Origin of the sequence: Ensifer sp. Root423 (assembly GCF_001426275.1) — a bacterium.
In the GTDB taxonomy this organism is placed as follows: domain Bacteria; phylum Pseudomonadota; class Alphaproteobacteria; order Rhizobiales; family Rhizobiaceae; genus Ensifer; species Ensifer adhaerens.
The window spans coordinates 228,908-255,803 of sequence record NZ_LMEG01000012.1 but is presented as its reverse complement, the minus strand read 5'-3'; the positions used below and the strand labels follow the sequence as shown (position 1 = coordinate 255,803).

The following is a 26,896-nucleotide window of genomic DNA, read 5'->3' as shown; positions in this document are numbered from 1 at the left end:
CAGGTTCCCTGATCGACGATCGGTCACCGGACAAATGATGCAGCAGCCAGAGCATTGCGGCCTACGCTTCCGTGAGGCGTCGCATCCGCGTGTCTGAAAGGATTGCGCCCGTGTTTGAGAGTTTCGATGCGACCCTGCTCGCTCGCTTCCAGTTCGCCTTTACCGTTTCCTTCCACATCATCTTCCCCGCCTTTTCCATCGGGCTTGCGAGTTACCTCGCGGTGCTCGAAGGGTTGTGGCTGTGGAAGAAGGACGGGGTCTATCTCGAACTCTTCAATTTCTGGAAGACGATCTTTGCCGTCGCCTTCGGCATGGGCGTCGTTTCCGGCATCGTCATGTCCTATCAGTTCGGCACCAACTGGAGCGTCTTTTCCGACAAGGCCGGGCCGATCATCGGGCCGCTGATGGGCTACGAGGTGCTGACCGCCTTCTTCCTCGAAGCGGGCTTCCTCGGTGTCATGCTGTTCGGCCTCAACCGCGTCGGGCCGAAGCTGCATTTCTTGGCAACCGTCATGGTCGCCGTCGGCACGCTGATCTCGGCCACTTGGATCCTTTCGGCGAACTCGTGGATGCAGACGCCGGCCGGTTTCGCAATGAACGAGGCGGGCCAGTTCGTCCCGGTCGACTGGTGGGCGATCGTCTTCAACCCCTCCTTCCCCTATCGCCTCACCCACATGGTGCTGGCGGCCTATCTCACGACCGCCTTCGTCGTCGGCGCCTGCGGCGCCTGGCACCTCATCCGCAAGACGGCGCCGCGGCGGGCGCAAAAGATGTTTTCGATGGCTATGTGGATGGCGGCGATTGTCGCGCCGATCCAGATCTTCGCCGGCGACATGCATGGTCTCAACACGCTGGAGCACCAGCCGGCCAAGGTGATGGCGATGGAGGGGCACTACCAGAGCCATCCGGACGGCGCGCCGCTCATCCTCTTCGGCATTCCGAACTCGCCTGAAAAGCGCGTCGATTACGCGATCGAGATCCCGAAGCTTTCGAGCCTCATCCTGAAGCATGATCTGAACGCGCCGCTTGCCGGTCTCGATACGATCCCGGAAGAACTTCACCCGCCTGTTGGTATCGTGTTCTGGTCATTCCGGGTGATGGTCGGCCTCGGCTTCGCCATGCTCGGCATCGGGCTCTGGTCGCTCTGGTGTCGCTATCGCGGCACGCTCGACAGCAATGTCTGGCTGCACCGTGCCGCGATCGCCATGGGGCCCGCCGGCTTCGTCGCCGTGCTCGCGGGCTGGGTCACGACCGAAGTCGGCCGTCAGCCCTATACCGTCTACGGCCATCTGCTGACGGCAAACTCAGTGGCGCCGATCGCGGCACCCGCGGTCGCCGCCTCGCTGATCGCCTTCATCATCGTCTATTTCTTCGTCTTCGGCGCCGGCACCTTCTACATCCTCCGGCTGATGGCGCGATTGCCGCGGGATCCGATGCCGGAGCTCGGCGAAGGACCATTGCGCAGTTCCGGCATCATGCCGGGCCCCGCCATCCATAGCAGCCATGCAAACACCAAGGGAGGCCATCATGGAGTTTGATCTGCCGTTCATCTGGGCTGGCATCATCGCCTTTGCGGTGCTCGCCTATGTCATTCTCGACGGCTTCGACCTCGGTGTCGGCATCCTCTTCCCGTTCTTCCCGGAGAAGCACGACCGTGACGTGATGATGAATTCCGTCGCCCCGGTCTGGGACGGCAACGAGACCTGGCTGGTTCTTGGCGGCGGCGGCCTGATGGCGGTGTTTCCGCTGGCCTACGCGACCATCCTGCCCGCACTTTACGCGCCCATCATCGCCATGGTGATCGGCCTCATCTTCCGCGGCGTCGCCTTCGAATATCGCTGGCGCACGCGGCGGGCCGAATATCTCTGGAACTGGGCCTTCTCCGGCGGCTCGATGCTGGCCGCCTTCGCGCAAGGGATCACGCTCGGCGCGCTCGTCCAGGGCATTCCGGTCGAGAACCGTGCCTATGTCGGCGGCTGGTGGGATTGGTTGACGCCGTTCTCGATCATGACCGGCATCGCCGTCGTCGTCGGCTATGCGCTGCTCGGCGCCACCTGGCTTGTGATGAAGACCCATGGCGACCTTGCCGACCGGGCCCGCGACCTCGCGCTCAAATGCTCCTTCGCCACCGTCGCCGCCATGGGCATCGTCAGCCTGTGGACGCCGTTCCTGGAGCCGCAGTATCTGGACCGCTGGTTCGGCTATCCGACGGCGATCTTCAGCGTCGTCGTGCCGGCGCTCGTTCTCGGCTGCCTTTATGCGCTGATCACGGGTATCCGCAAGCGCCACGACAGCCGGCCGTTCATCGCCGCACTGGGCCTCTTCGTGCTCGGCTATGCCGGCATCGGCATCAGTTTCTACCCCTATATGGTGCCGCCTTCGCTGACGATCTGGGACGCGGCCGCGCCTGAGGAAAGCCTCTCCTTCCTGCTTGCCGGCGCTTTGGTGCTGGTGCCGATCATTCTCGCCTACACCGCCTATTCCTACTGGGTCTTCCGCGGCAAGGTCGATCCGGAGGAGGGCTACCATTGACCAGCGAAACAGGAACCGGCCGCAAGCTTCTCTGGTTCGTTGGCCTCTGGTGCGCGGGGGTGGCGGCCGTCACCCTCGTCGGCCTTGCGATCAAGCTGATGATCGGAACGTAGTCGATCCATTGGAGCGGGATGCGGGCGGAAAACCGCAGACACTTTTCCTCATCCCGTTCTAAAAAGCCTCGCTCAAGCTTGGCCAGCTAACTTCCCTTAACACGTCAGCAGGCGATCGCCGCAGACGGAGACAGGACCGCACCCTCCTCCCCTGCAAAGCGATCGCCTGCTGAGGTGACCACCTCAAGGGTCGCCGGCTGCGACCCTGTTGCCCCTTCCAAGATAGCTCGCCGTTTGTTAGCAGTGCGCCGCAGAAGCGCCCCGCTTGCTGAGAGCCGAGGGACGCTCGAACATCCTGGGCCCGCGCTTGGCCGCATCCAGGCAATTGGACGAGACAGATGCAGAAAACCCCCGCGCAATGCGAAACCATGGCCGACGTGCGTGCCGAGATCGACCGTCTCGACCAGGCGCTGATGGCGCTGTTTGCCGAGCGCTGGGGCTATATTGACCGCGCGGCCGAGATCAAGGCGCCGCTGAAACTGAAGGCCGACATTCCGGCGCGGGTGATGGAAGTGCGCGAGAATGCCCGCAAGAACGCTGCGCGCGTCAACCTCGATCCTGATTTTTACGAAGACATCTGGGCGCGGCTGATCGGCCACGCGATCGCTCATGAGCAGAAGCTGCTTGGCGAAACCGGCGACGAATAACGTCGCCGCCTCGCTCTTTCAATCTACGGCCGTCAGCGCCCGAGAATGTAACCCTGGAGACGGTCCGCCGCTTCCTTCACGTGGCCCGGATCACGCAGGAAGCAGGCGCGCATGAACAGCGAGCCGCCGTCGCCGAACGCCGTTCCCGGCGCCAGGCCAACGCCGGTCTTGTCGACGATGTCGATCGCTGCCGCGCGCGAATCCGTGACGCCGTCGATCTTCAGGAACGCATAGAGCGCGCCGTCGGGTTTGAGCGTTTCCACCCGGTTGGTGGCGATCAACGCGTCGCAGAAGACGTCCCGGTTCTCCGCCGCCTTGGCGACATTGGCATCAACAAAGGCGTCGCCCTCGTCGAGCGCCACGACGGCACCGCGCTGCATGAACTGGGCGACACCCGAGGTCGAGTACTGCACCAGGTTTTCGAGAACCTGGCCGATCGCGGGTGGAGCCACGATCCAGCCGACACGCCACCCGGTCATCGACCAGTTCTTCGAGAACGAATTGACGAAGAGGATGCGGTCGCCTTCCTCCATCACGTCGAGGAAGGACGGCGCGCGGGCGCCGCCATAATAATAGAGCGCGTAGATCTCATCGGCGATGATCCAGAGCCCCTGCCTGCGCGCCAGCGTCAGGATCGCGGCCAACTCCTCGCGGGTCGCGGTCCAGCCGGTCGGGTTCGACGGCGTGTTGATGAACAGCGCCTTGGTCTTCGGACCGATCACCGCCTGCAGCCGATCGAGATCGAGTTGCCATTTGCCGTGTTCGAAACGAAGCTCCACCGAGACCGGGCGAACGCCGGAGAGATCGGCGGCGGCGGCAAAGTTCGGCCACGCCGGCGTCAGAAGCACCATCTCGTCGCCGGGCGAGGCGATCGCCTCGATCGAGAGCTTGATCGCCTGCATGCCGGAGCCGACGACGTAGAAATTCTCGGGCGAAAGCGACTTCTGAAAGCGCCTTTGATAGTAGCGCGACAGTGCCTCGCGCAGCGGCGGGATACCGCGCTGCCAGGTGTAGAAGGTCTCGCCGCCGGCAAGCGCATCGCGCGCAACGTCGCTGATGAAGGCAGGCGTCGGCAGGTCGCCTTCTCCGACCCACAGCGGGATCAGGCCATCGCGCCCGCGTGCATAGTTCACCACCTCGACGATGCCGCTTTCAGGTGCCGAAAGCGCACGGGGACTGATGGTGCTGAGGATGGTCATCGGCGGGCTCCGGATGCACGACGTTAAAGGCCGCGGCCTTTAGATCATCGTGAAAGATTCCAATGGACTAGAGCGACATGGACCGCTCCAGCTTGCCCGTTGCTTCTAGCCGCTTTCGCCAAGGCGATCACGCGACTTTATCTGACCGGTTTATCGATTTTTGTGATGTTTCGCGGCCCCGGCGAAGCCAGGGCCGCGAGGAAAATCACGCGCGCTGCTTCAGCAGGTCGCGGATTTCACCGAGAAGCAGAATGTCTTCCGGCGGGGGTGCGGCCGGTGCTTCGTCCTTCTTCTTCTCCATCGAAGCGCGCATGCGATTCACCGCCTTGATCATCAGGAAGATGATCCAGGCAAGGATCAGGAAGTTGATGAGCACGGTGATGAAGTTGCCATAGGCAAAGACGGCACCCTGTTGACGGGCGGCGGCGAGAGACGTCGCCGTCACGTTCGCCGAGAGCGGCAGGAAATAATTGGAGAAATCGAAACCGCCGCCGGTCAGCGCACCGACGATTGGCATCACCAGATCCTCGACGACCGACGTTACGATCTTGTTGAAGGCGGCGCCGATGATGACACCGACCGCGAGATCCATCACGTTCCCGCGGGCAATAAACTCCTTGAACTCATTCAGCATAAATCTCTCCGTATTATCCCCGTTTGAAAACGGCCGGCGGCGCTGTCCCGCGCTGCAAGCGTTTACGGAAACTAAACCAAAGCGGGCAGCGAGAAAACCTTTCTTTGCCTTTGGTCAATTGGCAGCGGATGGAGCAGGAACGGGAAGGCAGCCTGTGCTGTACACCGATTTCTCGTGTCGAGCCTTGAACTTAAGACTCATGCGGCAGGCAATTCTCAACCCGGCGGACTTGTCCTATGCTCCGCCCTGGAGGAATGAGGCATGCTTTCGGGTTCGGTCATCTTTGCCTCGGCCTTCGCCTATCTGCTGCTGCTGTTTGCAGTGGCTAGCTATGGCGACCGGCGGGCCAGGAGGAACAGCGCTGCGCTGAAGGGCAGACCGCTCGTCTATGCGCTGAGCCTTGCCATCTATTGCACGTCCTGGACCTATTTCGGCGGCATCGGCCTTGCTGCCGAACGCGGACTCGAGTTCACCGGCATCTATATCGGCCCGATCCTGATGTTCACGCTCGGCATGCCGCTGATCCGCAAGATCATCCGCCTTGCCAAAACCGAGAAGCTGACCTCCGTCGCCGACTTCATCGCCGCCCGCTACGGCAAGAACCCGGCGGTGGCCGCCATCGTCGCGCTGATCTCGCTGGTCGGCGCCATTCCCTATATCGCGCTGCAGCTGAAGGCGATTTCGAGCTCGGTCGCAGCGATGATCAACACCAGCGACTACGGCATCGGCGCCGGGCAGAGCTACGTCGATCTTCCCCTGCTCGTCACATTGTTTCTCGCCTGCTTCGCCATCGTCTTCGGCACGCGCCATACGGACGCAACGGAGCACCAGGACGGGCTGATCCTTGCGATCGCGATGGAATCGCTGGTCAAGCTGGTGGCGCTCGTCACCGCCGGCTTCTACATCGTCTTCGTCATCTTCAACGGACCGGCTCACCTGTGGTCGCTGGCTGCAGAGAGCCCCGCCGTGCAGTCGGCGCTCTCCTACGAGACCCCTATCGCCCGTTGGGTGCTGTTGATCGTCACGTCGGCTTTCGCGATCATCATGCTGCCCAGGCAGTTCCACGTGACGGTCGTCGAAAACCGCACCGAAGGCGAGCTTCGCACCGCCGGCATCCTCTTTCCGCTCTACCTGATCGGCATCAATCTCTTCGTGCTGCCGATCGCGATAGCCGGCATCCTCACCTTTTCCGGTTCCGGCGACGCGGATCTCTACCTGCTGACCTTGCCGCTCGCCAACGGCCTGCCGGTGCTGACGCTGATCACCTTCATCGGCGGTTTTTCGGCAGCGACCGCGATGGTGATCGTCGCATCCGTGGCGCTGTCGATCATGATCTCCAACGATATCGTCATGCCGGTGTTCCTGCGCCGCAACCTCAGCCAGCGCGGCGGCTTGCAGGAAAACCTCGCGGGAACGCTGCTCAACATCCGCCGTTCAGCGATCTTCGTGGTGTTGTTGCTCGGCTATGGCTACTACCGCTCCGCCGATATCAGCGCCGGCCTCGCCTCGCTCGGCCTTCTGTCTTTCGTCGCCATCTCGCAGATGGCGCCGGCGCTGCTCGGCGGCCTCATCTGGCGACAGGCCAATGCCCGCGGCGCGATCACCGGCATGGTCTCGGGCTTCCTCGTCTGGGCCTATCTGCTCTTCCTGCCGAGCCTCGGCGGACCCGACAATTCCCATGTGGCGACGACGGTCTTAAGCTTCCTGTTGCCGTTCACCGACCTCTTCTCCGGCCCCAACGCCGATCCGCTGGTGAACGCGACGGCACTCAGCCTGCTCGTCAACTGCGCCACCTATATCCTCGGATCGCTGACCCGCACACCGAAGCCGATCGAACGCTTCCAGGCCGGCGTGTTCATCACCCGGCGGTCGCGAACCGAAGGCGCCTTTCGCGGCCGCAAGACCAAGGTCACGGTGCGCGACCTCAAGGCGACGATCGCCCGTTACATGGGTGCTGAGCGCATGCAGCGCTCGTTCCATACGTACGAGCGCCAGACCGGCCGCTGGCTGGACGACAATGCGCCAGCCGACATGGCCGTGGTGCATTTCTCCGAGCAACTGCTCGGCAGCGCCATCGGCTCGTCCTCCGCCCGGCTGGTGCTTTCCCTGGCGCTGCAGCGCGGCGACGACACATCGTCCGAAACGGCCTGGCTGCTCGACCAGGCGAGTGAGGCGCTGCAATACAATCAGGATATGCTGCAGACTGCGCTCTCGCAGATGGACCAGGGCATCGCCGTCTTCGACAATGCCAACAACCTGATCATCTGGAACCGGCGCTTCCGCCAGCTTCTCGACCTGCCGGAGGCAGCCGGCCAGGTCGGCTTCCCGCTGGCCGATATCGTCTCGATCCTCACCAAGCGCGGCGATATTCGCAAGGATCAGGAAAAGGGGCTGATCGCCAACTTCCTGACGCTCGACAAACCCTTCCTGCTCGAACTGGGCAACGGCGAGCGCATCATCGAAGTGCGCACCAACGCCATGCCCGACAAAGGCATCGTCACCACCTATACCGACATCACCCAGCGCGTCGCCGCCGACATGGCGCTGAAGCAGGCGAACGAGACACTGGAACTGCGCGTGGCCGAGCGCACCGGCGAATTGACCCGGGTGAACCGGGAGCTCGCCGAGGCGCGCGCGGCCGCGGAAGAGGCCAATATCGGCAAGACCCGGTTCTTCGCCGCCGCCGGCCACGATATCCTGCAGCCGCTGAACGCCGCCCGCCTCTATTCCTCGTCGCTCGTCGAGCGGCTCGGCGAGTCCGACAACAGCACGCTGGTCGAAAACATCGATTCCTCGCTGGAATCGGTCGAGGCCATCCTCGGTGCCGTGCTCGACATATCGCGCCTCGACACCGGCGCCATGAAGGCGCGGATACAGTCCGTTCCGCTCAACGAGCTGCTCAGAAGGATCGAGACCGATTTCGCCCCGATGGCGCGGGCCAAGGATCTCGAACTCATTATCATGCCGACATCGCTCGTCGTGCGCAGCGATCCGAACCTGCTGCGCCGCGTCGTCCAGAACCTGGTCTCCAACGCGATCAAATACACCCTGGCCGGCAAGGTGCTCGTCGGGGTGCGCAGACATGGCGCCATGGCGACGATCGAAGTGCTCGATTCCGGCATCGGCATTCCCCAGTCGAAGTTCCGCACCGTCTTCAAGGAATTCGCCCGGCTCGACGAAGGCGCCCGCACGGCGTCCGGTCTTGGGCTCGGCCTTTCGATCGTCGACCGCATCTCGCGCGTGCTCAACCATCCCGTCAGCCTGCAATCGACTCCCGGCAAGGGCACGGGCTTCAAGGTGACCCTGCCGCTTGATGCCAGCGCCGGCGAACGGGTCGCTGTCCGTCCGGTGCCGCAGAGCAAGGCAAGCGAGGCGCTGAACGGCCTGCGGGTGCTCTGCATCGACAACGAACCGCGGATCCTCGAGGGTATGCGGGTGCTGCTGTCAGGTTGGGGCTGTATCGTCAGTACGGCGGAATCGCTTTCTGCCTGTTCCGAATTCGGCGTGGAGCCCGGCGAGAAGCCACACGCCGTCATCGCCGATTATCACCTCGACGACGGGACCGGCATCGAGGCGGTCGCCCGCATTCGGGCATCGACCGGCGAAGCGACGCCGGCGCTGCTCGTGACGGCTGACCGCTCGCCGGAAGTGCGCGCCGCGGCCGAACGCGACGGCATCGCGATCCAGAACAAGCCGGTGCGCCCGGCGGCGATGCGCGCCTGGCTGACGCAACTTTCGACGGCGGCACGAACGGCTGCGGAATGAACGGCTCCCACGTTGTGGGGCCGCCTGGGACGAGAGAAATCACAAAGCCAAGGCCGGCCGCATCAGGCGGCGGCGACGGTGCCGATCTTCGAAAGCTGGATGACCGCCTGGGTGCGGCTGTCGACATTGAGCTTTAGCAGGATCGCCGAGACATGCGCCTTGATCGTCGCCTCGGAGACGCCGAGTTCGTAGGCGATCTGCTTGTTGAGCAGGCCCTCGCCGAGCATACTGAGCACGCGGGACTGTTGCGGCGTCAAGGTCTGCAGGCGCTGGAGCAGATCGGCGACCTCGGGTTCGTATTCCTGGGCCTGATCGTAGCCCGCGGGAACGAAGACCTCGCCGGCCATCACCTTCTCGATCCCCTCGCGGATTTCCTCGATGCCGGCCGATTTCGAAAGAAAGCCGGACGCGCCGAGATCGAGCGCGCGATGGATCGTCGCCGGGTCGTCATGGGCGGAAACCACCATGACCGGCAGGCTCGGAAATTCGGCGCGAAGTGCAATCAGGCCGGAAAGCCCGCTGACGCCGGGCATGGTCAGGTCGAGCAGCATGAGATCGGCGTCAGGGTTGTCGGCCGCCGCCTTGCGCGCGGCTGCGAAATCGCCGGCTTCGACGATGGCGGGCGCGCCGTCCACGCCGCTCAGTGCCTGGCGCATTGCGCCCCGAAACAGCGGATGGTCGTCCGCGATGATGATGGTCATGTCCGGTGTCATGCTGCTCCCTCCCAAGAGCCCGGGCTGAAATCTGCACGCCCCCACGCGCCGATCCGCATCCCGCATGGCCGATCCGGAAACTCAGGTCTTCTGCGGCTCCTGAGCGGGGTCGCTGCCTTCGAGATCCTTCACGATATCCATGAACCTACGCATCATTCTTTCCATGATGCCCATTGCCCGGTCAATCTCTTCCTCAGCCGGAAGGTCCTGTTTTGCGACACTTTCACCGGCTTTGGCCGCCTTTTCCAAGGCATCGACCCGCTTCGTCAGGAGGTCCAACTCCTGTTCAAAAGCGGCCCGCTCGTCGGCGGCCATGCGGCACACCAACTGGCCGTCCTTCTCCTGGCAGAGCGATACCTCGCCGGTCTGGGTATCGAGCCGGGCGATACCGGTGTCGGACTTCTGCATGCTGTAGCGTCCGGGAGACGGATCCTGCGCGCTGGCGCCGCCGGCCAGAGCCAATCCGGTACCGAACAGAAGTATGGCAGCAGCGTTTTTCATGACATCTTCTCCGTTACGATCCTTGTCGGAACATCACATGTGCGCGAACGAGAAGAGCGAAATCGGTCTTCACCGCCGATTATGCGCGAATCGTCGTCCTTCTGCGATGGACAATCGCCGATATTTACGGCAAGGCCACGACAGAAGATTACGGGGACAGACGGGCACCATGAGTTCCATCATCTACAAAATCGTTCCGGCATTGCTGTGGCAGGAAGCCAAGCGCAGCGGGCGCTTCGACGGCGCGCCGGTCGATCTCGCCGACGGTTACGTCCATTTTTCGACCGGTGAACAGGTGGTCGAGACGGCAGCGCGCTACTTCGAGGGACAGGAAGGCCTGCTTCTGGTCGCCGTCGACGGCGACGCACTTGGCGAAGAGCTGGTCTATGAACCCTCGCGCGGCGGCGCCCTCTTCCCACATCTCTATGCCCCCCTCTTCCTGTCGGCCGTTCTCTGGGAAAAGCCCCTGCCGCTCGGCGCCGACGGCGCGCATATCTTCCCGGAACTTGATGCATGAACCCGCTGACCAGCCTTGCCCGCCGCGGCCTTTTCCTCTTCGATCCGGAGGCCGCGCACGGCCTTTCGATCAAGGCGCTGAAGACCGGGCTCGTGCCGAACTGTCCCGCCAAGGCCGACAAGCGGCTTGCGCAGACAGTCGCTGGCATCGTTTTTCCGAACCCGATCGGCATGGCGGCCGGCTACGACAAGAATGCAGAGGTGCCGGAAGCACTGCTGAAGATCGGCTTCGGTTTCACCGAGATCGGCACCGTCACGCCGAAGCCGCAGGCAGGCAACGACAAGCCGCGCATTTTCCGCCTGGTCGAGGACGAAGCGGTGATCAATCGCCTCGGCTTCAACAATGAAGGCCATGGCGCAGCGCTGGCGCGGCTGAAGGCCTGTTCGCGCGATGCGCTGATCGGCGTCAATATCGGCGCCAACAAGGACAGCGCCGACCGCATCGCCGACTATGTCAGCGGCATCCATACGTTCTACTCGGTCGCCCGCTATTTCACCGCCAACATCTCCTCGCCGAACACGCCGGGTCTGCGCGACCTGCAGGCGCGCGAAAGTCTCGCCGCCCTGTTGTCGGCGGTGCTTGCCGCGCGCGACGAAGAGGCGCTGCGCAGCAATCGCCGTGTTCCCGTCTTCCTGAAGATCGCGCCCGATCTCACCGAAGAAGGCATGGACGATATCGCTGCCGAAGTGCTGGCACACAATCTCGACGGCCTGATCGTCTCCAACACGACGCTTTCGCGCGACGGCCTCAAGGATCAGGCCCAAGCGAAGGAGTCCGGTGGCCTCTCGGGCAAGCCACTGTTTGAAAAGTCGACGGCGGTGCTTGCCCGCATGCGCAAGCGTGTCGGCCCGAAGCTGCCGATCATCGGCGTTGGCGGTGTCAGCTCGGCCGAAACCGCGGCCGAAAAGATCCGCGCCGGCGCCGATCTGGTTCAGCTCTATTCCTGCATGGTCTATGAGGGCCCTGCCCTGCCGGACCGCATCGTACGTGGCCTCTCGGATCTCTGTGAGCGCGAGCGTCTCACCTCGATCCGCGATATCCGCGACAGCCGTCTCGACTACTGGGCCGGCAGGAACGTCTGACGCGCCTTCATCGGGATCCGCGACAAGAGGAACAGCCCGCGCATTAACAGGAACAGGTTGAGCCCCGCCCACAGGCCATGATTGCCGAAGGCGGGGACCAGCACGGCGAGCGCTGCGGCATAACCGACAAAGGCCGCCAGCATCATGTTGCGCATCTCGCGCGACCATGTGGCGCCGATGAAGACGCCGTCCATCAGGAAGGCGAGCGCGCCGGTCATCGCCGTCACTGCGGCCCAGGGCAGATATTCGTAAGCCGCCGCGCGAACATCCGGGGCCGTCGTCAGAAGATCGATGAGCCTGCCGCCGAACAGCAGGAAGGCAACGGTCGTCACCAGTGCAAGCCCCAGCGACCAGGCCGCCGTCAGCCGCAGCGCACGGTCGAAGGCCGGGCGGTAACCGGCGCCGATCGAGCGGCCGATGAGCTGTTCCGCCGCATTGGCAAGGCCGTCGAGATAGTAGCCGGCAACGAGGAAGATCGTCATTAGCACCGCATTGGCGGCAAGCGTCACAGGCCCGAAGGCGGTGCCGATGCGGGTCATCAGCGTGAAGGCGGCCAGAAGCAGGAACGAGCGGATCATGATGTCGCGGTTGAGGCCGAAAAGCGGCTTCAGCCGCTCGCGATCGAAGATCTCGGCCCAGCTTGGCGCATCCTTTCTGTCGAAACGGCCATAGACGATGGCAAATCCGGCGAGAGACCCGATCACCTCGCCGGTAACGGTCGCCAGCGCCACCCCCATAACACCCCAGCCGAACACCAGGCCGAGCAGGATCGACAGCACGATGTTGATGCCGTTGATCAGCGTCTGCAGCATCAACCCGATGGTGCCTTCGCCGCGGCCGAGCACGAAGCCAAGGATGGCGTAGTTGGCAAGCGCCGCCGGTGCCGAAAGGATGCGACAGAGAAAGTAGGTGCTGGTGACATCAGCCACTTCAGGCTCCGGTCCCATCAGCCAGAGGCCGCCGGACAAAAGCACCGGCGAAACGAGCAGGCTGATCGTGCCGCAAACGAGCGCGATGATCAGCGAGCGCCAGAACACCGCCTGCTGCTCGCGCCGGTCGCCGCGGCCATAGGCCTGGGCAACCAGGCCCGTGGTCGCTGCCCGCAGGAAGTTGAAGCTGGTGAAGATCAGGTCGAACAGGATGGCGCCGACGGCAAGGCCCGCCAGCAAGGTTGCCTGCCCCATGCGGCCGACAACGGCAGTATCGACGAGGCCAAGCAAAGGCGTCGTCAGAAAGCCGAGCGTCATCGGCAGCGCGATCGCCAGGATCAGCCGATGGGTGACATGGAACGGGCCGGCAGCGTCGCTCGGCGAGGCGGAAGAGGCGGTCATCGAACGGTCCGGGCGTGGTAGGTGAGAGATGACCGTTTTAGGGAATGAGCATGGGGGGATGCAAGCGCGTCGTGCAGCTCGGCGAAAACGTCCCAATGCGGCAAGAGCCGTTCACCCTAGCCCTCTCCCCCGCAAGCGGGGAGAGGGGACGTGGCGAACGCAACGTCACCCCCGGCATCGACCGAAGGAAAGTCCGGATATCAGTCACAGTGAATTGGAAGGGCGCGGCAAGCCTCCGTCTCCCCGCCTGCGGGGAGATTGTCCGGGCAGGGGGATGAGGGGCGCAGTTCCATACGAATGTGGACGCTATCAGCCCGAAAGTACCATCGCCCAGAACGGACGGTTGCCGGAGGCTGCGTTCTGCGCGACGGCAACGCCCAGGCCACGGTAATTGCCGAGCATGTTTTCGAGATGCTTGGGCGACCTGTACCAGGCGTCATAGGCGCGTTCGGCATCGTCCTGGCCCACGGCGATGTTTTCGGCGGCCGGAAGCGTCACGCCCTGGCCCTTCATGCGGTCGTAGAAACTGTCGTTCCAGCCGATCAGGTGCTGCATCTTGCCGGCCTTGGCCATGCGCGCCGCCTGGTTCATCGCAGCGACGGACGCCGCATGGTCGGCGACGAGCTCGGTCAGGCCCTTGCCCTTGCGCAGCTTGTTGACATAACCGAGGCTCGCTGCGGTCTGGTCGCTGCCGGTGCCGCTTTCGGGCATCAGCACCTTGGACGTCGTGCAGCCGGCAAGTGCGCCGAGCGAGAGGATGGCGGTCGCACGCAGCAGCCCGCGGCGTTCGATCAGAAGAAGGCGGTCCTGCATCGTCAACGCCGAAAGTTCAGGACGCGCAGGATGACGAAGGCCGGCACAACGATCACGGCGCCGAGCAGCAGATAGTCGCCGACCCGACCAAGCGCTGCAAAGCCGGTGTACCAGAGGTCGAGCAGGAAGTTGCGGACGGCGAAGTAGATATCGGTCGGATACCAGCCGAACATCCTCATCACGAAGCCGACGAGGATCGACACCACGATGAGCTTGACCAGCACACGCAGCGGCGAGTCACCCAAGAATCTGTTCATTCCGTCCGACATCAGCGAACTTCTCCTGTTTGTCTTCACATAAGCCGCGATCGGCAACGTCGCAAGTCACCGGCCCCGGCGGGCACGGCCCGCGCTTCCGATCGCGCCAGATTCCGCTTGTATTTTGCGGCATCCGGCGTCAGAAGCGCTAATCGCAACCAACATCTCACATTGATGACGCTCAACCAGCTCTCCTCCGGCGACCTGATCGCCGACCGCCGCGCCGACTACGCAAAAATGCTTGCCGAGGGCGGCGAGCCCGCAAGTGCGGCCGAACTCATGGCGCAAGCGCTGGAACAGGCACCCAACTGGGCAGCCGGCTGGTTTCGGCTCGCGGACTATGAAGAAAAATCTGGCCGGAAAGAGGCGGCGATCGAAGCGCTGAGGAAAACGCTGGCGCTCAGCCCCCAGGATATCTTCGGCGCCGGCCTCAAACTGGCTCTGCTTGGCGCTGCGGCCATGCCCGAACAGCCCCCGAGCCTCTATGTCGAGCGCCTCTTCGACGACTATGCCGATCGCTTCGACAAGGCCCTGGTGGAGAAACTCGGTTATACCGTGCCGCAGAAGCTCGCGGCGCTCATTCAAAGCCATATCGGGCAAAGCCACACGGGAGGCCTCATCTTCGAGCATGTGACGGATCTCGGGTGCGGCACCGGCCTCTTCGGCGAGCGCATCCGGGATCAGGCACAGTTCCTCGAAGGTTTCGACATCTCCATCAACATGCTCGCCAAGGCCGAGGCGAAATCCACCTACGATCGGCTGGCCCGCGCCGATCTCTCTCTTTCGCCGGAGGTTTCCGGCATCTTCGGCAACTTCGCCACCGCCCGAGCCGATCTCGTCAGCGCCGCCGACGTGCTCATGTATCTCGGCAATCTCGACAGTGTCTTCGACATCACCACGCGCCTGCTCACCCCTCAGGGCCATTTTGCGTTCTCGGTAGAAGACGCCGGCGATGGGGAGGAGTTCCTGCTGCGGCCGTCGCTGCGCTACGCTCACAGCGAGACCTATGTCCGCGGCCTCTGCGCAACGCATGGACTGGAGCTTGTGGCCATGGAGCACACGGTCATCCGCATGGATGCGGGAGAGCCAGTCTTCGGCATCCTGTTCCTGGCGCGCAAGCCTGCATAAAACGCAAGGCAGAGTCGCAAAAATAGGTCAGCATAACTGACATATTTTTCTTGATTGTTGTTGTGCATTGCAGCATTGCTCAAGCCATCGCAATCGAGGATTTGCCATGGCCCAGATCAGCAGCGTTTTCGGTCTCTGGAACACCAGTCCCACCCGGCACTCCGCCGTCGAGGACCTGCAGGGCATCTTTACCGGCAGCCTGATTGCGGCGCTCGGCCTCTATTTCCTCGCAAGCGCCGGCCTTTTGACCGGCAGCACGGCGGGCGTCGCCTTCCTCTTGCACTATGCCTTCGGCATCAATTTCGGCCTCGCCTTCTTCCTGCTCAACCTGCCGTTCTTCTATCTTTCGCTGAAGCGACTTGGCCCGGCCTTCACGGTCAAAACCTTCATCGCCATCGGCGTGACCTCGTTGCTGACAGACATCCAGTCGCGCCTCTTCCAGATCGGCACGATCCAGCCGGCCTGGGCGGCCCTGCTCGGCGGACTTCTGCTCGGCTACGGCCTGCTTGCGCTCTACCGCCACCGCGCCAGCCTCGGCGGCGTCGGTATTCTCGGCATCTATCTGCAGGAGCGCTTCGGCATTCGCGCCGGCCTCGTGCAGCTTGCGATCGACATGGTCGTGCTTGTCTTCGCCTTCGGCGTGACTTCGCCCACCGTCGTTGCCTGGTCGGTGCTCGGTGCTGTCGTCTTGAACCTGTTCGTGGCCATCAACCACCGCGCAGATCGTTACATCGCGCTCTAGAGCGCCGTGCGTTCATCTGAACGCGGATGCTCTAGGATGCAGAGCAGCTAGCCCCGAAGCGGACCTCGGGGCTAGCTGGAAGCTCCTCACGCGATATCAGGCGGCCTTGACCGGCTGATCGACCGGATGCTGCGAGCGCAGGCCGACAGCGACACGGTTCCAGACATTGATGACGCCGATCGCCATGGTGATCTTGGTGATTTCAGCCTCGCTGAAGTGCGCGCGCAGCGGCTCGAAATCCGCGTCGGGTGCGCCGGTCTGGGCAAGGTTGGTCAGCGATTCCGTCCACGCGAGCACGGCGCGCTCACGCGCGTCATAGATCGGCGATTCCCGCCAGGCGCAGATCAGGTGAATCCACTGCTCGCTCATACCGGTGTGGCGCGCCTCTTTCACATGCATGTCGATGCAATAGGCGCAGCCGTTGATCTGCGAGGCGCGCAGCTTGATCAGGTGGATCAGGCGCGGCTCCAGGCCGGATTCCTTGACGATGTAGCTGTCGAAGGCGGCCGCGGCCTTGTAGGCATCGGGAGCGGCTTGAACGAAGTTGAAACGCGGCTGCATGGTCTTCTCCTTGGGCTTAACGGGTTGATGGGGGTCAGGCGCTGGCGGACGATTTGCGCTCGTTGATCGCCAGAAAGGCTTCGGTTCGCGCCCATACGCTGCCGTCATCCTTGGCGTTGAGGTCATCCAGGATGCTGGCGATGGTCACGCGCCTGAGTTCGGTGCGGTAGGCCTGCTCGGCCTTCAGCATCGCGACATTGATGGTGCAGGGCGCGGTCGGCTTGCAGGCATAGGGATTGGGACCGCGCAGCCGGATCTCGTTGCACCGGAACGCCGGCTCCGGGCCTTCGACCGCAAGTACGATATCGAGCAAGGTAATCTTCTCCGGCGTCTTCGCGAGCCGGTAACCGCCCTTAGGACCCGGAACTGCCTCCAGCAGTCCGGCACCGGACATCGCCTGCAGGTGCTTCAAGAGATAGCTCGTAGAGACGCCATGGAACTCGGCAAGAGCGGCCGCCGACAGGGTGCTGCCGGGCTGAAGACAGCTCAGCATCGTCACGCTGTGAATGGCCTGCTCGACCCCGTCACCGAGTTTCATGGGCGGCTCCTTAATCGTGGATAATTTTTATCTATGATTAGACGGAGAGTCAATGCCTGTGATTGCACCCATCGGACAGGCTTCTCTTTTGGCGGATTTGATCTACCTTTGTTCTCCGTGAACAGGATCGATTCCAGAGAGCCGCAGGGCGATGCCCTGACCCTGCCCGCTCCCTTTCTGCGCTGGTTCGGCGAGAAGGGCTGGCGGCCGCGTGCGCACCAGCTGGAGCTGCTCGCCCGCGCCGAGGCCGGGGAAAGCACGCTGCTGATCGCTCCGACCGGCGCCGGCAAGACGCTCGCCGGCTTCCTGCCTTCGCTGGTCGATCTCACCCGGCGCGGCAAGATCCCGCCGGGCGCAGCCTTCGTCGGCATCCACACGCTCTACATCTCGCCTCTGAAGGCGCTCGCCGTCGATATCGAGCGCAACCTGATGAAACCGGTCGGCGAAATGGGACTGCCTGTGCGCGTCGAAAACCGTACCGGCGATACGCCGACCGCCAAGCGTCAGCGACAAAAACTCAATCCGCCCGACATTCTGCTGACGACGCCGGAGCAACTCGCGCTGCTGCTCGCCAACGGCGAGGCGCAACGCTTCTTCAAGGACCTGCGCTACGTCGTCTTTGACGAGCTGCATTCGCTCGTCACCTCCAAACGCGGCCATCTTCTCTCCCTCGGTCTGGCGCGGCTGCGCCGGCTGGCGCCCGGCCTGCAGACGATCGGCCTCTCGGCAACGGTCGCCGACCCGATGGATCTGCAGCGTTGGCTGGCGCCGCAAGAGCCGGACGCGCACAACCATGCCGGTCTCGTCCAGGTCCAGGGCGGGGCCAAGCCGCAGATCTCCATTCTGAAGACCGAGGAGCATGTGCCCTGGGCCGGGCACTCGGCACGCTACGCCATCGCCGATGTCTACGAAGCGATCAAGGAGCACGGCACAACCCTGCTCTTCGTCAACACCCGCAGCCAGGCGGAGCTGCTCTTCCAGGAGCTCTGGACGATCAACGACGACAACCTGCCGATCGCGCTGCATCACGGTTCGCTCGACGTCGCCCAGCGCCGCAAAGTCGAGGCGGCGATGGCGGAGAACCGCCTTCGGGCGGTCGTTGCGACCTCGACGCTCGACCTCGGCATCGACTGGGGCGATGTCGATCTCGTCGTGCATGTGGGCGCACCGAAGGGCGCGAGTCGCCTTGCCCAGCGCATCGGCCGCGCCAACCACCGCATGGACGAACCGTCGAAGGCGATCCTGGTGCCGGCCAACCGCTTCGAGGTGATGGAATGCCAGGCCGCACTCGACGCCAACTATATCGGCGCGCAGGACACGCCACCCGTCGGCAAGGGCGCTCTCGACGTGCTCGCCCAGCACGTGCTCGGCATGGCTTGCGCCGCGCCTTTCGATCCGCTCGCATTGTTCGATGAAATCACCACCGCCTCGCCTTATGCGACGCTCGCCTGGGAGACCTTCGAGCGCGTCATCGATTTCGTTGCGACCGGCGGCTATGCGCTGAAGACCTACGAGCGCTATGCCCGCATCCGCAAGACCAAGGACGGGCTCTATCGCGTCTCCAATCCGCTGGTGGCGCAACAGTACCGGCTGAACGTCGGAACCATCGTCGAATCGCCGATGCTGAACGTGCGTTTGGTCAAGCGCAACGCCCGCGGCTCGCTTGGCCGCGGCGGCATGCCGCTCGGCAAGGTCGAAGAGTACTTTCTCGAAATGCTCTCGCAGGGCGACACCTTCATGTTCTCCGGCAAGGTGCTGCGTTTCGAGGGCATCCGCGAAAACGAGTGCCTGGTCAGCCAGGCCTTTACCTTCGATCCCAAGGTGCCGAGCTATGCTGGCGGCAAGTTTCCGCTGTCGACCTATCTCGCCGAGCAGGTCCGCAGGATGCTTGCCGATCCGGCGCGCCGGGCAGCGCTGCCGGAACAGGTGCGCGACTGGCTGTCCTTGCAGAAGGACGTCTCGATGCTGCCGCGCGAGGACGAGCTTCTGATCGAGACCTTTCCGCGCGGCAGCCGCCATTACATGGTCATCTATGCCTTCGAAGGGCGGTTGGCGCACCAGACGCTCGGCATGCTGCTTACCCGCCGGCTCGATCGCGCCGGGCTGAAACCGCTCGGTTTCGTCGCCACCGATTACTCGCTGGCGGTCTGGGCGCTCGACGACCTCGGGGCCACCTTCGAGCTCAGGCGCGGCGCGCTTGCCGATCTCTTCGACGAGGACATGCTCGGCGACGACCTCGAAGCCTGGCTCAACGAATCCTTCCTGCTCAAACGGACCTTCCGCAACTGCGCCGTCATCGCCGGCCTCATCGACCAGCGCCATCCCGGCAAGGAAAAGACCGGCCGGCAGGTGACGGTCTCGGCAGACCTCATTTACGACGTATTGCACGCGCACGAGCCGGATCACCTGCTGCTCGAAGCGACCCGCAACGATGCGGCGACGGGGCTTTTGGACATCGCCCGCCTCGGGGATATGCTGAAGCGAATCAAGGGCCACATCACGCATCGACGGCTCGACCGGATCTCGCCGCTGGCGGTGCCCGTCATGCTGGAGATCGGCAAGGAAATGGTCCAGGGCGAAGCGCAGGACTTCCTGCTGTCGGAAGCCGCCGACGACCTGATCCACGAGGCGATGGGCGGTCTGGATGTGGATTGATAGGAAAATGGTTTCGAGAATGAGCAGTCTGTCGATATCGGCGGGTTACCCCCCTCTGGCCTGCCGGCCAGAGGGGGGTACTATCCTCGCAACACAATGTGCGAGACCGTGACCATGCACCGCCTCGCCCACGCCCTCTCGGCTCAGACGACTGCCCCCCTCCTCCATGCGCAGACAATCGTCAACGGCGTCATCGCGATCTGCGATCCGCTCGGTAGCCTCTACCTGCCGGAGACGGGCACGCTGGTCGTCTCCGACCTGCATCTGGAGAAAGGCTCCGCCTTTGCCCGCCGTGGCATGCTTTTGCCGCCTTACGATACGCTGGCGACGCTGCGTGTGCTTGAAGCGGCGATCGCGCGGCACGACCCGAAGTTCGTCATCAGCCTCGGCGACAACTTCGATGACCGCGTCGGTTCGGCGGCAATGCCCGATGATTTCCGGCACATGGTTGCCGCCATGGCGCATGGGCGCGAATGGGTCTGGATCAACGGCAACCACGACCCGGACGGCGCTTTCGGCCTGCCGGGCGCCTCGATGGACGAACTCGGCCATGCGGGCCTGACCTTCCGGCACGAGCCGAAGCGCGGCGATGCCGTCGGCGAGATCGCCGGGCACCTGCATCCGGCTGCAACGGTGGTAAGACGGGAAAGAGCGGTGCGCCGCGCTTGCTTTGCGACCGATGGCACGCGCATGCTGATGCCGGCTTTCGGGGTCACCACTGGCGGGCTCGATCTCAGGCACCGGGCGATGACCGGCCTCTTCGACCGCAGCAAGCTTGTCGCCCATATGCTCGGGCGCGACCGGATCTATTCGGTTCGCTTTGCCAATCTCATCGCCTGAAGAGGGCGGGGAAAACGGCGCGGCTCTCCCGCGCCGGGGATCCGCCGGTAATCAGAAGGCGTTGAAGGTCAGCGTCGTCAGCGAGCGCGAGATGCCCGGCACCGTGGCAATGTTGTCGTTGATGAACTTGCCGATGTCCTGGCCTTCTTCGATATAGACCTTGATGATCAGGTCGTAATCGCCGCTCGTCGAATACATCTCCGAAACGATCTCCTTGCGGTAGATCTCGTCGGCAACCTCGTAGGTCTTGCCGGGAGCGCACTGCAACTGGACAAAAATCGGTTTCATCGAGCTTCCTCTGTTTTTTATTTGCCATGGCATGCGCTGATGAAACGCATTCGGCATGCCTTTCCATAGCGCTCCGGCGCGCAAAAGGAAACGTCGGCGAAGATCGCCCGTCACTATTCCTTGCGGAAGATCACGCTGGCGCCCCAGCCGGTGATGACGGCGAGCAGCACGGCCATGAGGCCATAGAGCAGCGGCTGCTGGTGTGCCGCCTGGGTGATGAACTGTTCCAGGCCGGTCTTGACGACACGCAGCGGCAGCGCCTTGGCGGCGACGAAGACGCCGTCACGGAAGAGATAGGCGCGAACCACATGCACGCCGTTCGGCACGTTGGCCGGCAAGCGCACCGAGGCCTTGAAGAGGCTGGAGCTGATGAACTGCACGCCGCCGGGATCGCGCTCGTAGACGCCGCTGGTCTCGCGGATGCGGCGGAAGGCGTTGCGGAATTCGCCGAGATTGCTGCCGTCACCCACGAAGCCGAGCGGCACCAGCCGCATGTGGTCGACGCCGATGCCCATGTTGCCCATCTCGCCGGGCGGCGCGATCGTCTCGATATCGCGCGTCGACGACAGCGAATAGGATTCAGGCACTAGCTCGAAGGTCATGGAGCTGGTGTTCACCCAGATGCCGAAGACGCGCTCCTTCTTACGCACCGTCGCGTTGTCCTTGGGCCCTTCGAGGCTGACGACGATGTTGTAGCGCCCCTGGGCCAGCAGGCCCTGATCGAAGCCGTCGACGGCGCCGAAGATCGTCAGGTCGGCGCCGCGGAAATCGGAAGTGATGGCGATCTCGTCGGTGGAGATGCCGATCTCCAGCTTCTCGGTGAAGTCGGCATTCTCGTCCTGGATGGCTGCCTGCGCCGGGGCGGCGAAAGCCAGAACAAGGAGAGCGAGAGCTGTGCGGGCGAGGCGGATCATCAGAAACCGAACCCCGCGGATACGACCGAATAGACGTCCTTCGGCGGAATGATGAGCTCGATTGCCAGACGGATGCCGACGGCAAGAACAAGCAAGGCCAGCAATGCGCGCAGCTGTTCGCCGCGCAGCTTCTGGCCGACGCGTACGCCGTATTGGGCACCGATGACACCGGCGATCATCAGTACGAAGGCGAGCACGATATCGACGGTGTAGTTGGTCGAAGCCTGGACGATGACCGTGTAGGCCGAAACGAAGATGATCTGGAACAGCGACGTGCCGACGACGACGTTAGTCGGGATGCGCAGGAGATAGATCATCGCCGGCACCATGATGAAGCCGCCGCCGACACCCATGACCGAGGTCAGGATGCCGATGCAGAAGCCGAGGGCGACAACCGGGATGACGCTCAGGTAGATCTTCGATTTCTTGAAGCGCATCTTCAAGGGCAGGCCATGCACCCAGTTGTGCTGGCCAGGGCGACGCAAGGTCGTCTGCTGGTTCTTGGCCGCCTTGCGCATGGCGACGACGCTCTCCCAAAGCATCAGGCCGCCAACGGTGCCGAGCAGCACGACGTAAAGCAGCGAGATCACCAGGTCGAGCTGGCCGAGGCGACGCAGCAGCGAGAACAGCCAGACGCCGACGGTCGCGCCGGCAAGACCACCGCATAAGAGCACCGTGCCGAGCTTGATGTCTATCGTGCCACGCCGGAAATGCGTGATCGCCCCCGAAATCGACGAGGCCACCACCTGGTTGGCACCGGTCGCTACCGCTACGACGGGAGGAATATTGTAGAAGATCAGGAGCGGGGTGATCAGGAACCCGCCACCGACGCCGAACATGCCGGACAGAAAGCCGACTGCGGCGCCCATACCGAGAATGATGAGTATGTTCACCGACAACTCTGCGATGGGCAGATAAATCGACACGCCGGGACCTCGATATGCCAACGGCCCGCGATGCGGGCGAACCAGTCAGTGTGGCAATCAAATCACCACGATTGAGGGAATATTCGAAGGGCCGGCACCTCTCCCGAGGGCGAGGCGGCCTCCGTCATGCACTCCTGCAGCGTTGCGCTTCCGCCAGGACGTGCCAAGGCCACGAATCGGACCTTGATTGCTGCATCGGTTCTTCCTTAGCCCGATTCCGATTAAGGAATTATGCAGCAGCCCGAGATTTCAACCTTTTCAGCCACATGGCGGATGGCTGCGCCACCCGCAACCCGTGTCGCTCGGCTCTGCGGCTTTATTACGGCGCAAGACCCAAGGGTCAGGAATTGCGTTTCAGCAATTCCTTGACCAGCTGCTCGGTGATTTCGCCCGTCGGCTCCTGGCCGACCGACTTCTGGAAGGCCTTGATGGCGGCGACGGTCTTCTTGCCCATCTGCCCATCCGCCTTGCCAGCGTCAAAGCCGTTGTTGTTGAGGATCGCCTGAATGTTGCGGACCGCCTTGCTCATGTCGACGCTGGCGGTCTTGTTGGCCGGGCCAACCCAGGCATCCGGAACGTCGACGCTGTTTGCCTTGGCGTCGACCGGTTCAACCTTCCAGGCTTCCGCCTTGGCCTTGGCGCTTTCGAGCTGCTCCGGCTTCATCGCCTTGGCAACTTCGTCGCGCTTGGCGCCGGCATCGAGATCGCCTTCGCGGGCAGCCGCCGAGAACCACTTGTAGGATTCCGTCAGGTCCTGCGGCACGCCGTTGCCACGGGCATAGAGAACCGCAAGGTTGAACTGGCTGTCGCGGATGCCGAGCTCGGCCGCCTTCGCAAACCACTTCGTTGCCTCGTTGAAGTCAGGCGCGCCATCGCGGCCGCTTGCCAGCATCACCGCGAGGTTGTGCATGGCGCTGGCGTTGCCCTGGCCAGCGGAAGCGATATAAAGCGCCTTCGCCTTCGCCGCGTCGCGCGTCACGCCGGTGCCCTTCTCGTAAAGGGTCGCGAGGCGGTACTGTGCCGGCACGACACCGGCATCGGCGGCGCGCTGATACCATTTGGCGGCTTCAGCCATGTTTTCCTGAACACCACGGCCCTCGGTGAAGCGCACGGCGATTTCGTAGAAGGCGAGCGGGTCGCCGCCCTTGGCCGCGGTCACCAGCGCGACCGGACCGAAACCTTCCGGCAACACGACGTCGGTGGGCACAGCGGCAGCAGCTGTCGTCGCCGGGGTCATCGCGGCGCCATCGACCGGCGCGCTGGCGAGCGAAGCGTTCGCCACCGGCGTCGCTACGGCCGGAGCCGGCTGGAACTCGGTGACCGGCGTCTTCGTTTCGGCGACCGGCGCAAGCATCGGCGCCTTGTCTTCGGGCGTTGCAAAGGTGGTCGTCGGCATGGTCGTTGCCGTCACCGCGATCGAGGCCTCGGGAGGCTTCACGGGCGTTTCGACGGAATCGAGCGGTGTCGCAACGGCCGTCTCAGACGCGGTAACCGGTGCTTCCTGCGCCGCGACGGTCGTGCCCTGCACCAGGTGGTCGTCGGCGGCCTTGAACTCGGCTGCCTGCGGAGTGACCGTCTGCTCGATGACCGCGACCGGTTCGACCGGCATCTCGTCCTTGTTTAGCATCGAGCTGACCAGCGGGTAAGACATGATCGCCAAAAGAACGGCGCCGACGGCCATGAGGATCGGCCGGCGATGGCGGGCGAAGGCGCCGCCGATGCCGGACGTCGCGGCCTTGTCGCCGGTCTTGTTGAGGGTGTCGGTCTCTTCGACGGCAAGCTGGGCGGCGCGGCGGGCGGCGGCGATGAAGTCCGATTTGTCGCCATCGGCCGGTTGGATGCCTGCCTTGTTCATCTGCCCGGCGCGCACGCGTTCCAGGATCTTCTTCACGTCGGGAACGCCGGAGCCCGGCTCGAGCAGCTGGTTCGCTTCTTCCGGCGCGAGCATTTCGGAGGGATCGATCGACGGGGTCGGCTCTACGAGCTTGCGTGCCTGTTCCGGCGCCGGTTCCGAGCGCTTGCCGGAAAAGCGCCGGGTGAGGCCGGCGAGCAGGCCGGTGCGGGCGGCGGCAGCCGGCTCGCGCTCTTCTTCGAGCTCGACGGTCGAAATCTGCGCATCGTCGGCAAGGGCTGTTGCCGGTTCGGCGGGTTGAACCGCGACGGCCTGGTCCTCTGCCTGGAGGGCACGGACATTGCGCTGCAGGTCGTCGTAGCGATCATCAAGATCGCCGCCACCGAAGGGGTCGTGGAACTCCGGCTGTGCGGCGCGCGGCATCTGAGCCGCTTCGCGCACCACCGCCATGGCAGGCTGCGCCGCCATTGCCGGCTCGCGGTTTTCGATGCGCTCCAGCTTGTCGGCAATGTGGACGAGCGTTTCGTGCAGCGCCTCGAAGGTGCGCGCAGTCCGCTCTTCGCTGGAGCGGCTCAAGTCCTCAAGCGTCCTCAAGTCTTCGGCAAGCGCCGAGATCGCTGCCAGATCGCCACCGGCGGAGGCCTGCGAAGGGCCGTTCTTGGAATAGGCTTCCATCACAGCTTCGGCGGCCTGGCGCGCGGCTTCCACGATGTACTCGTCGCTGGTCGAGAAATAGTCCTCGAGCGCGGTCATGCGGCTTTCGTAGTCGACGGGCATGGCGCTTTGGGCGACGTCCGCCCGCGGCTGGCTGACCAGCGTCGACAGGTTGGCAATCTGGGCTTCAAGGTTCTGAAGTGCCGCGCGGTCGTCGAACGGCGCGGCGTAGGTCTCTTCCAGACGCTGCGCGATACCGACCAGGCGATCTTCCAGCCGGTCGAAACGCGGATCGGAAGCGGGCTGGGCGCCATGGGTGTCAAGCTCGTCGATCCGGCGGGCGAGATAGTCCAGCCGTTCGGCGAGCGCGTCGTTGACGCTGCCCTGGTCGAGAGCTTCGATCTTGCGGGAAATGTCCGACAGGTAATCGTTGAGGTCTGACTGCGCGGTCCTGCTGCTGCGCTCCATCATCAGCGACAGCTGGTCCAGCCGCTCTTCCAAGCGGGCAGCCGCCTTTTCACCGGCGAGATCCTCGACCCGGACGGTCAAGGCTTCGAGGCGCGCACCGAGCCCACCGTCGTTCGGGCGCGACAGGCTGTCGATCTGGCGGGAGAGATCGCCAAGCCGGCTTTCCAGGCGATTGACAAAGCTGGAATCCAGCCCGGACGTCGTGCGAGTGTTGGCCGCGATGGCGCGGCTGATTTCGTCGAGACGGCTGTCGAGATCGGCAAACTGCGAGACGAGGCGGCGATCGTCCGGCTGGATCTGGCGACCGAGCATTTCGATCGCCTGGGCGACGGCGATCAGCTTGTCTTCCAGCGCGTCGACGGCGGAGCTTCCCTGGAGCGAGCCGATCTGCAACTTGATTTCGTCCAGGCGATAGGCGAGCGCGACCAGTTCGTCGTCGCGGTTCTGATCAAAGGCGATCAACCGGTCTTCGACACCGCTCCAGCGGTTTTCCATCCGGCGCATGCTGTCTTCGCGCGCGAGACCGTCGATCATCGCGCGCAGGTCGTCAAAATCGCCGCGCAGCGCATCGGCCTGGGCGGGCGATGCCTGGCGGCCGAGATGCTGGATGCTATCGGCAAGGCGCTGCATGTCGCCGCGCACGTCTTCGGCAAAGCTGTGATCCTGCGCCTGCGCCTTGATGCCGCGAATTTCGGTGCGCAGCGAATTCATCTCGCGCGTCAGGCCGTCAGTGATGTCGCGCTTCAGGTCCTGGCGCAAACCGACAAGCGCTTCGGCGATATCGTTGACCGCGGAGGCGGGCCGCGGAGGTTGGCTGTGAAGCGGTTGCTGGCGCGGCTCTTCGACGTAACGATCGGAGACGGGGCGTTCGGGGGCATAACGTTCCGGCTCGCGCTGCGGCATCCGGTCGCGAAGCGTCGGGCGCTCGCGCGAGGTGCTGAGGCTGCGCTGGCGCTGCATGATTTCGGCGACGGCATCGCGGGGCGAGGCCGTTTCCCGCACGGGTTCGCGGGCGGGCTGGCGCTCGGGCGGCCTTGGCGCCGGGTCGCGGGCCGTGCCGCTCATCAGGCCTTCGATCCGCGCCTCCAATCCTTCGATGGTGCGGTTCAAGGCGTCGAGCGACGGCCGCTCGCTATAGGACTGGCTGCCTGCGCGCTGAGGATTTGATCGCAATCCGCTCATGTTGTTCTTCGCCCCTGTCGTCGGCCATCTCGAAAGTCGTCACG

General features: G+C 63.8%; 23 protein-coding genes. 10 read left to right on the top strand and 13 right to left on the bottom strand.

All coding sequences use genetic code 11. The features are described from left to right. Window positions 1-110: 110 nt before the first annotated feature. From ASD01_RS13850 to ASD01_RS13840, 3 genes are all read left to right on the top strand, one after another. Window positions 111-1,538, top strand: a complete 1,428-nt coding sequence (locus tag ASD01_RS13850; RefSeq protein WP_051659369.1) for a cytochrome ubiquinol oxidase subunit I — start codon at window positions 111-113, stop codon at window positions 1,536-1,538. Further along, a complete protein-coding gene (cydB, locus tag ASD01_RS13845) occupies window positions 1,528-2,532 on the top strand; it encodes a cytochrome d ubiquinol oxidase subunit II (protein WP_034797073.1) in 1,005 nt (334 codons plus the stop codon). The genes ASD01_RS13850 and cydB overlap by 11 nt, the downstream gene beginning before the upstream one ends. Before the next feature lie 451 nt (window positions 2,533-2,983). After that, window positions 2,984-3,292, top strand: coding sequence for a chorismate mutase family protein (locus tag ASD01_RS13840; protein ID WP_034797078.1), 309 nt, complete (start codon window positions 2,984-2,986; stop codon window positions 3,290-3,292). 32 nt (window positions 3,293-3,324) lie between these two features. On the opposite strand, the gene ASD01_RS13835 is transcribed toward ASD01_RS13840, so the two are convergent. Further along, window positions 3,325-4,491, bottom strand: coding sequence for a pyridoxal phosphate-dependent aminotransferase (locus tag ASD01_RS13835; protein ID WP_034797080.1), 1,167 nt, complete (start codon window positions 4,489-4,491; stop codon window positions 3,325-3,327). Between the two features lie 205 nt (window positions 4,492-4,696). After that, window positions 4,697-5,125, bottom strand: a complete 429-nt coding sequence (gene mscL / locus ASD01_RS13830; RefSeq protein WP_034797082.1) for a large conductance mechanosensitive channel protein MscL — start codon at window positions 5,123-5,125, stop codon at window positions 4,697-4,699. A 261-nt stretch (window positions 5,126-5,386) separates the two neighbouring features. Here mscL and ASD01_RS13825 point away from each other — a divergent pair, with 261 nt between their 5' ends. Continuing rightward, entirely contained in the window at window positions 5,387-8,890 is a 3,504-nt protein-coding gene (locus ASD01_RS13825; RefSeq protein WP_034797084.1) for a PAS domain-containing hybrid sensor histidine kinase/response regulator, read from the top strand. A gap of 62 nt (window positions 8,891-8,952) precedes the next feature. On the opposite strand, the gene ASD01_RS13820 is transcribed toward ASD01_RS13825, so the two are convergent. Beyond that, window positions 8,953-9,603, bottom strand: a complete 651-nt coding sequence (locus ASD01_RS13820; protein ID WP_034797087.1) for a response regulator — start codon at window positions 9,601-9,603, stop codon at window positions 8,953-8,955. A gap of 81 nt (window positions 9,604-9,684) precedes the next feature. After that, on the bottom strand, window positions 9,685-10,104 hold the full coding sequence (locus ASD01_RS13815; RefSeq protein WP_034797089.1) for a hypothetical protein: 420 nt from the start codon (window positions 10,102-10,104) through the stop codon (window positions 9,685-9,687). 169 nt (window positions 10,105-10,273) lie between these two features. On the opposite strand from ASD01_RS13815, the gene ASD01_RS13810 reads away from it, so the two are divergent. Together ASD01_RS13810 and ASD01_RS13805 are read left to right on the top strand one after the other, a co-directional pair. Next, window positions 10,274-10,621 carry a DUF952 domain-containing protein gene (locus ASD01_RS13810; RefSeq protein ID WP_034797103.1) on the top strand — a complete coding sequence of 116 codons (348 nt, stop codon included), beginning with the start codon at window positions 10,274-10,276 and terminating at the stop codon, window positions 10,619-10,621. Further along, window positions 10,618-11,703, top strand: coding sequence for a quinone-dependent dihydroorotate dehydrogenase (locus tag ASD01_RS13805; protein WP_034797105.1), 1,086 nt, complete (start codon window positions 10,618-10,620; stop codon window positions 11,701-11,703). The genes ASD01_RS13810 and ASD01_RS13805 overlap by 4 nt, the downstream gene beginning before the upstream one ends. On the opposite strand, the gene ASD01_RS13800 is transcribed toward ASD01_RS13805, so the two are convergent. The 3 genes from ASD01_RS13800 to ASD01_RS13790 form a co-directional block, all read right to left on the bottom strand. After that, the gene (locus tag ASD01_RS13800; protein WP_034797107.1) at window positions 11,679-13,034 is read right to left on the bottom strand and encodes an MATE family efflux transporter; all 1,356 of its coding nucleotides are present in this window, start codon (window positions 13,032-13,034) and stop codon (window positions 11,679-11,681) included. The two genes, ASD01_RS13805 and ASD01_RS13800, sit on opposite strands and share 25 nt — an antisense overlap. A gap of 309 nt (window positions 13,035-13,343) precedes the next feature. Then, entirely contained in the window at window positions 13,344-13,847 is a 504-nt protein-coding gene (locus tag ASD01_RS13795) for a CAP domain-containing protein (RefSeq protein WP_034797109.1), read from the bottom strand. Between the two features lie 2 nt (window positions 13,848-13,849). After that, window positions 13,850-14,116 (bottom strand): DUF6460 domain-containing protein, encoded by a 267-nt coding sequence (locus ASD01_RS13790; RefSeq protein ID WP_034797119.1) that lies wholly within the window; start codon window positions 14,114-14,116, stop codon window positions 13,850-13,852. A gap of 162 nt (window positions 14,117-14,278) precedes the next feature. Here ASD01_RS13790 and ASD01_RS13785 point away from each other — a divergent pair, with 162 nt between their 5' ends. Beyond that, the gene (locus ASD01_RS13785; protein WP_060529513.1) at window positions 14,279-15,232 is read left to right on the top strand and encodes a methyltransferase; all 954 of its coding nucleotides are present in this window, start codon (window positions 14,279-14,281) and stop codon (window positions 15,230-15,232) included. A 106-nt stretch (window positions 15,233-15,338) separates the two neighbouring features. Next, window positions 15,339-15,974 (top strand): YitT family protein, encoded by a 636-nt coding sequence (locus ASD01_RS13780; protein ID WP_060644095.1) that lies wholly within the window; start codon window positions 15,339-15,341, stop codon window positions 15,972-15,974. Window positions 15,975-16,070: 96 nt separating this feature from the next. On the opposite strand, the gene ASD01_RS13775 is transcribed toward ASD01_RS13780, so the two are convergent. Continuing rightward, on the bottom strand, window positions 16,071-16,535 hold the full coding sequence (locus tag ASD01_RS13775; protein ID WP_034797125.1) for a carboxymuconolactone decarboxylase family protein: 465 nt from the start codon (window positions 16,533-16,535) through the stop codon (window positions 16,071-16,073). A gap of 34 nt (window positions 16,536-16,569) precedes the next feature. Then, complete coding sequence (locus ASD01_RS13770; RefSeq protein WP_034797127.1) at window positions 16,570-17,073, bottom strand: Rrf2 family transcriptional regulator; 504 nt, start codon at window positions 17,071-17,073, stop codon at window positions 16,570-16,572. Between the two features lie 108 nt (window positions 17,074-17,181). Between ASD01_RS13770 and ASD01_RS13765 the strand changes: the two genes are divergently transcribed. Next, window positions 17,182-19,728, top strand: a complete 2,547-nt coding sequence (locus tag ASD01_RS13765) for a ligase-associated DNA damage response DEXH box helicase (protein ID WP_034797128.1) — start codon at window positions 17,182-17,184, stop codon at window positions 19,726-19,728. 114 nt (window positions 19,729-19,842) lie between these two features. Next, the gene (gene pdeM / locus ASD01_RS13760; protein ID WP_034797601.1) at window positions 19,843-20,568 is read left to right on the top strand and encodes a ligase-associated DNA damage response endonuclease PdeM; all 726 of its coding nucleotides are present in this window, start codon (window positions 19,843-19,845) and stop codon (window positions 20,566-20,568) included. 51 nt (window positions 20,569-20,619) lie between these two features. On the opposite strand, the gene ASD01_RS13755 is transcribed toward pdeM, so the two are convergent. The 4 genes from ASD01_RS13755 to ASD01_RS13740 all read right to left on the bottom strand — a co-directional run bounded on the left by ASD01_RS13755 (window position 20,620) and on the right by ASD01_RS13740 (window position 26,852). Then, the gene (locus ASD01_RS13755) at window positions 20,620-20,856 is read right to left on the bottom strand and encodes an Lrp/AsnC ligand binding domain-containing protein (protein ID WP_034797129.1); all 237 of its coding nucleotides are present in this window, start codon (window positions 20,854-20,856) and stop codon (window positions 20,620-20,622) included. 113 nt (window positions 20,857-20,969) lie between these two features. Further along, entirely contained in the window at window positions 20,970-21,770 is an 801-nt protein-coding gene (locus ASD01_RS13750; RefSeq protein WP_060522335.1) for a TIGR02186 family protein, read from the bottom strand. After that, on the bottom strand, window positions 21,770-22,696 hold the full coding sequence (locus ASD01_RS13745; protein ID WP_034797131.1) for a sulfite exporter TauE/SafE family protein: 927 nt from the start codon (window positions 22,694-22,696) through the stop codon (window positions 21,770-21,772). The genes ASD01_RS13750 and ASD01_RS13745 overlap by 1 nt, the downstream gene beginning before the upstream one ends. A 340-nt stretch (window positions 22,697-23,036) precedes the next feature. Then, window positions 23,037-26,852, bottom strand: a complete 3,816-nt coding sequence (locus tag ASD01_RS13740; protein ID WP_034797132.1) for a peptidoglycan-binding protein — start codon at window positions 26,850-26,852, stop codon at window positions 23,037-23,039. Between the last annotated feature and the right edge of the window lie 44 nt (window positions 26,853-26,896).

Coding starts and splice junctions, on each gene's coding strand:
- cydB (WP_034797073.1), top strand. CDS start 1,528: ATGGAGTTTGATCTGCCGTTCATCTGGGCTGGCATCATCGCCTTTGCG.
- ASD01_RS13840 (WP_034797078.1), top strand. CDS start 2,984: ATGCAGAAAACCCCCGCGCAATGCGAAACCATGGCCGACGTGCGTGCC.
- ASD01_RS13835 (WP_034797080.1), bottom strand. CDS start 4,491: ATGACCATCCTCAGCACCATCAGTCCCCGTGCGCTTTCGGCACCTGAA.
- mscL (WP_034797082.1), bottom strand. CDS start 5,125: ATGCTGAATGAGTTCAAGGAGTTTATTGCCCGCGGGAACGTGATGGAT.
- ASD01_RS13825 (WP_034797084.1), top strand. CDS start 5,387: ATGCTTTCGGGTTCGGTCATCTTTGCCTCGGCCTTCGCCTATCTGCTG.
- ASD01_RS13820 (WP_034797087.1), bottom strand. CDS start 9,603: ATGACACCGGACATGACCATCATCATCGCGGACGACCATCCGCTGTTT.
- ASD01_RS13815 (WP_034797089.1), bottom strand. CDS start 10,104: ATGAAAAACGCTGCTGCCATACTTCTGTTCGGTACCGGATTGGCTCTG.
- ASD01_RS13810 (WP_034797103.1), top strand. CDS start 10,274: ATGAGTTCCATCATCTACAAAATCGTTCCGGCATTGCTGTGGCAGGAA.
- ASD01_RS13805 (WP_034797105.1), top strand. CDS start 10,618: ATGAACCCGCTGACCAGCCTTGCCCGCCGCGGCCTTTTCCTCTTCGAT.
- ASD01_RS13800 (WP_034797107.1), bottom strand. CDS start 13,034: ATGACCGCCTCTTCCGCCTCGCCGAGCGACGCTGCCGGCCCGTTCCAT.
- ASD01_RS13795 (WP_034797109.1), bottom strand. CDS start 13,847: ATGCAGGACCGCCTTCTTCTGATCGAACGCCGCGGGCTGCTGCGTGCG.
- ASD01_RS13790 (WP_034797119.1), bottom strand. CDS start 14,116: ATGTCGGACGGAATGAACAGATTCTTGGGTGACTCGCCGCTGCGTGTG.
- ASD01_RS13785 (WP_060529513.1), top strand. CDS start 14,279: ATGACGCTCAACCAGCTCTCCTCCGGCGACCTGATCGCCGACCGCCGC.
- ASD01_RS13780 (WP_060644095.1), top strand. CDS start 15,339: ATGGCCCAGATCAGCAGCGTTTTCGGTCTCTGGAACACCAGTCCCACC.
- ASD01_RS13775 (WP_034797125.1), bottom strand. CDS start 16,535: ATGCAGCCGCGTTTCAACTTCGTTCAAGCCGCTCCCGATGCCTACAAG.
- ASD01_RS13770 (WP_034797127.1), bottom strand. CDS start 17,073: ATGAAACTCGGTGACGGGGTCGAGCAGGCCATTCACAGCGTGACGATG.
- pdeM (WP_034797601.1), top strand. CDS start 19,843: ATGCACCGCCTCGCCCACGCCCTCTCGGCTCAGACGACTGCCCCCCTC.
- ASD01_RS13755 (WP_034797129.1), bottom strand. CDS start 20,856: ATGAAACCGATTTTTGTCCAGTTGCAGTGCGCTCCCGGCAAGACCTAC.
- ASD01_RS13750 (WP_060522335.1), bottom strand. CDS start 21,770: ATGATCCGCCTCGCCCGCACAGCTCTCGCTCTCCTTGTTCTGGCTTTC.
- ASD01_RS13740 (WP_034797132.1), bottom strand. CDS start 26,852: ATGAGCGGATTGCGATCAAATCCTCAGCGCGCAGGCAGCCAGTCCTAT.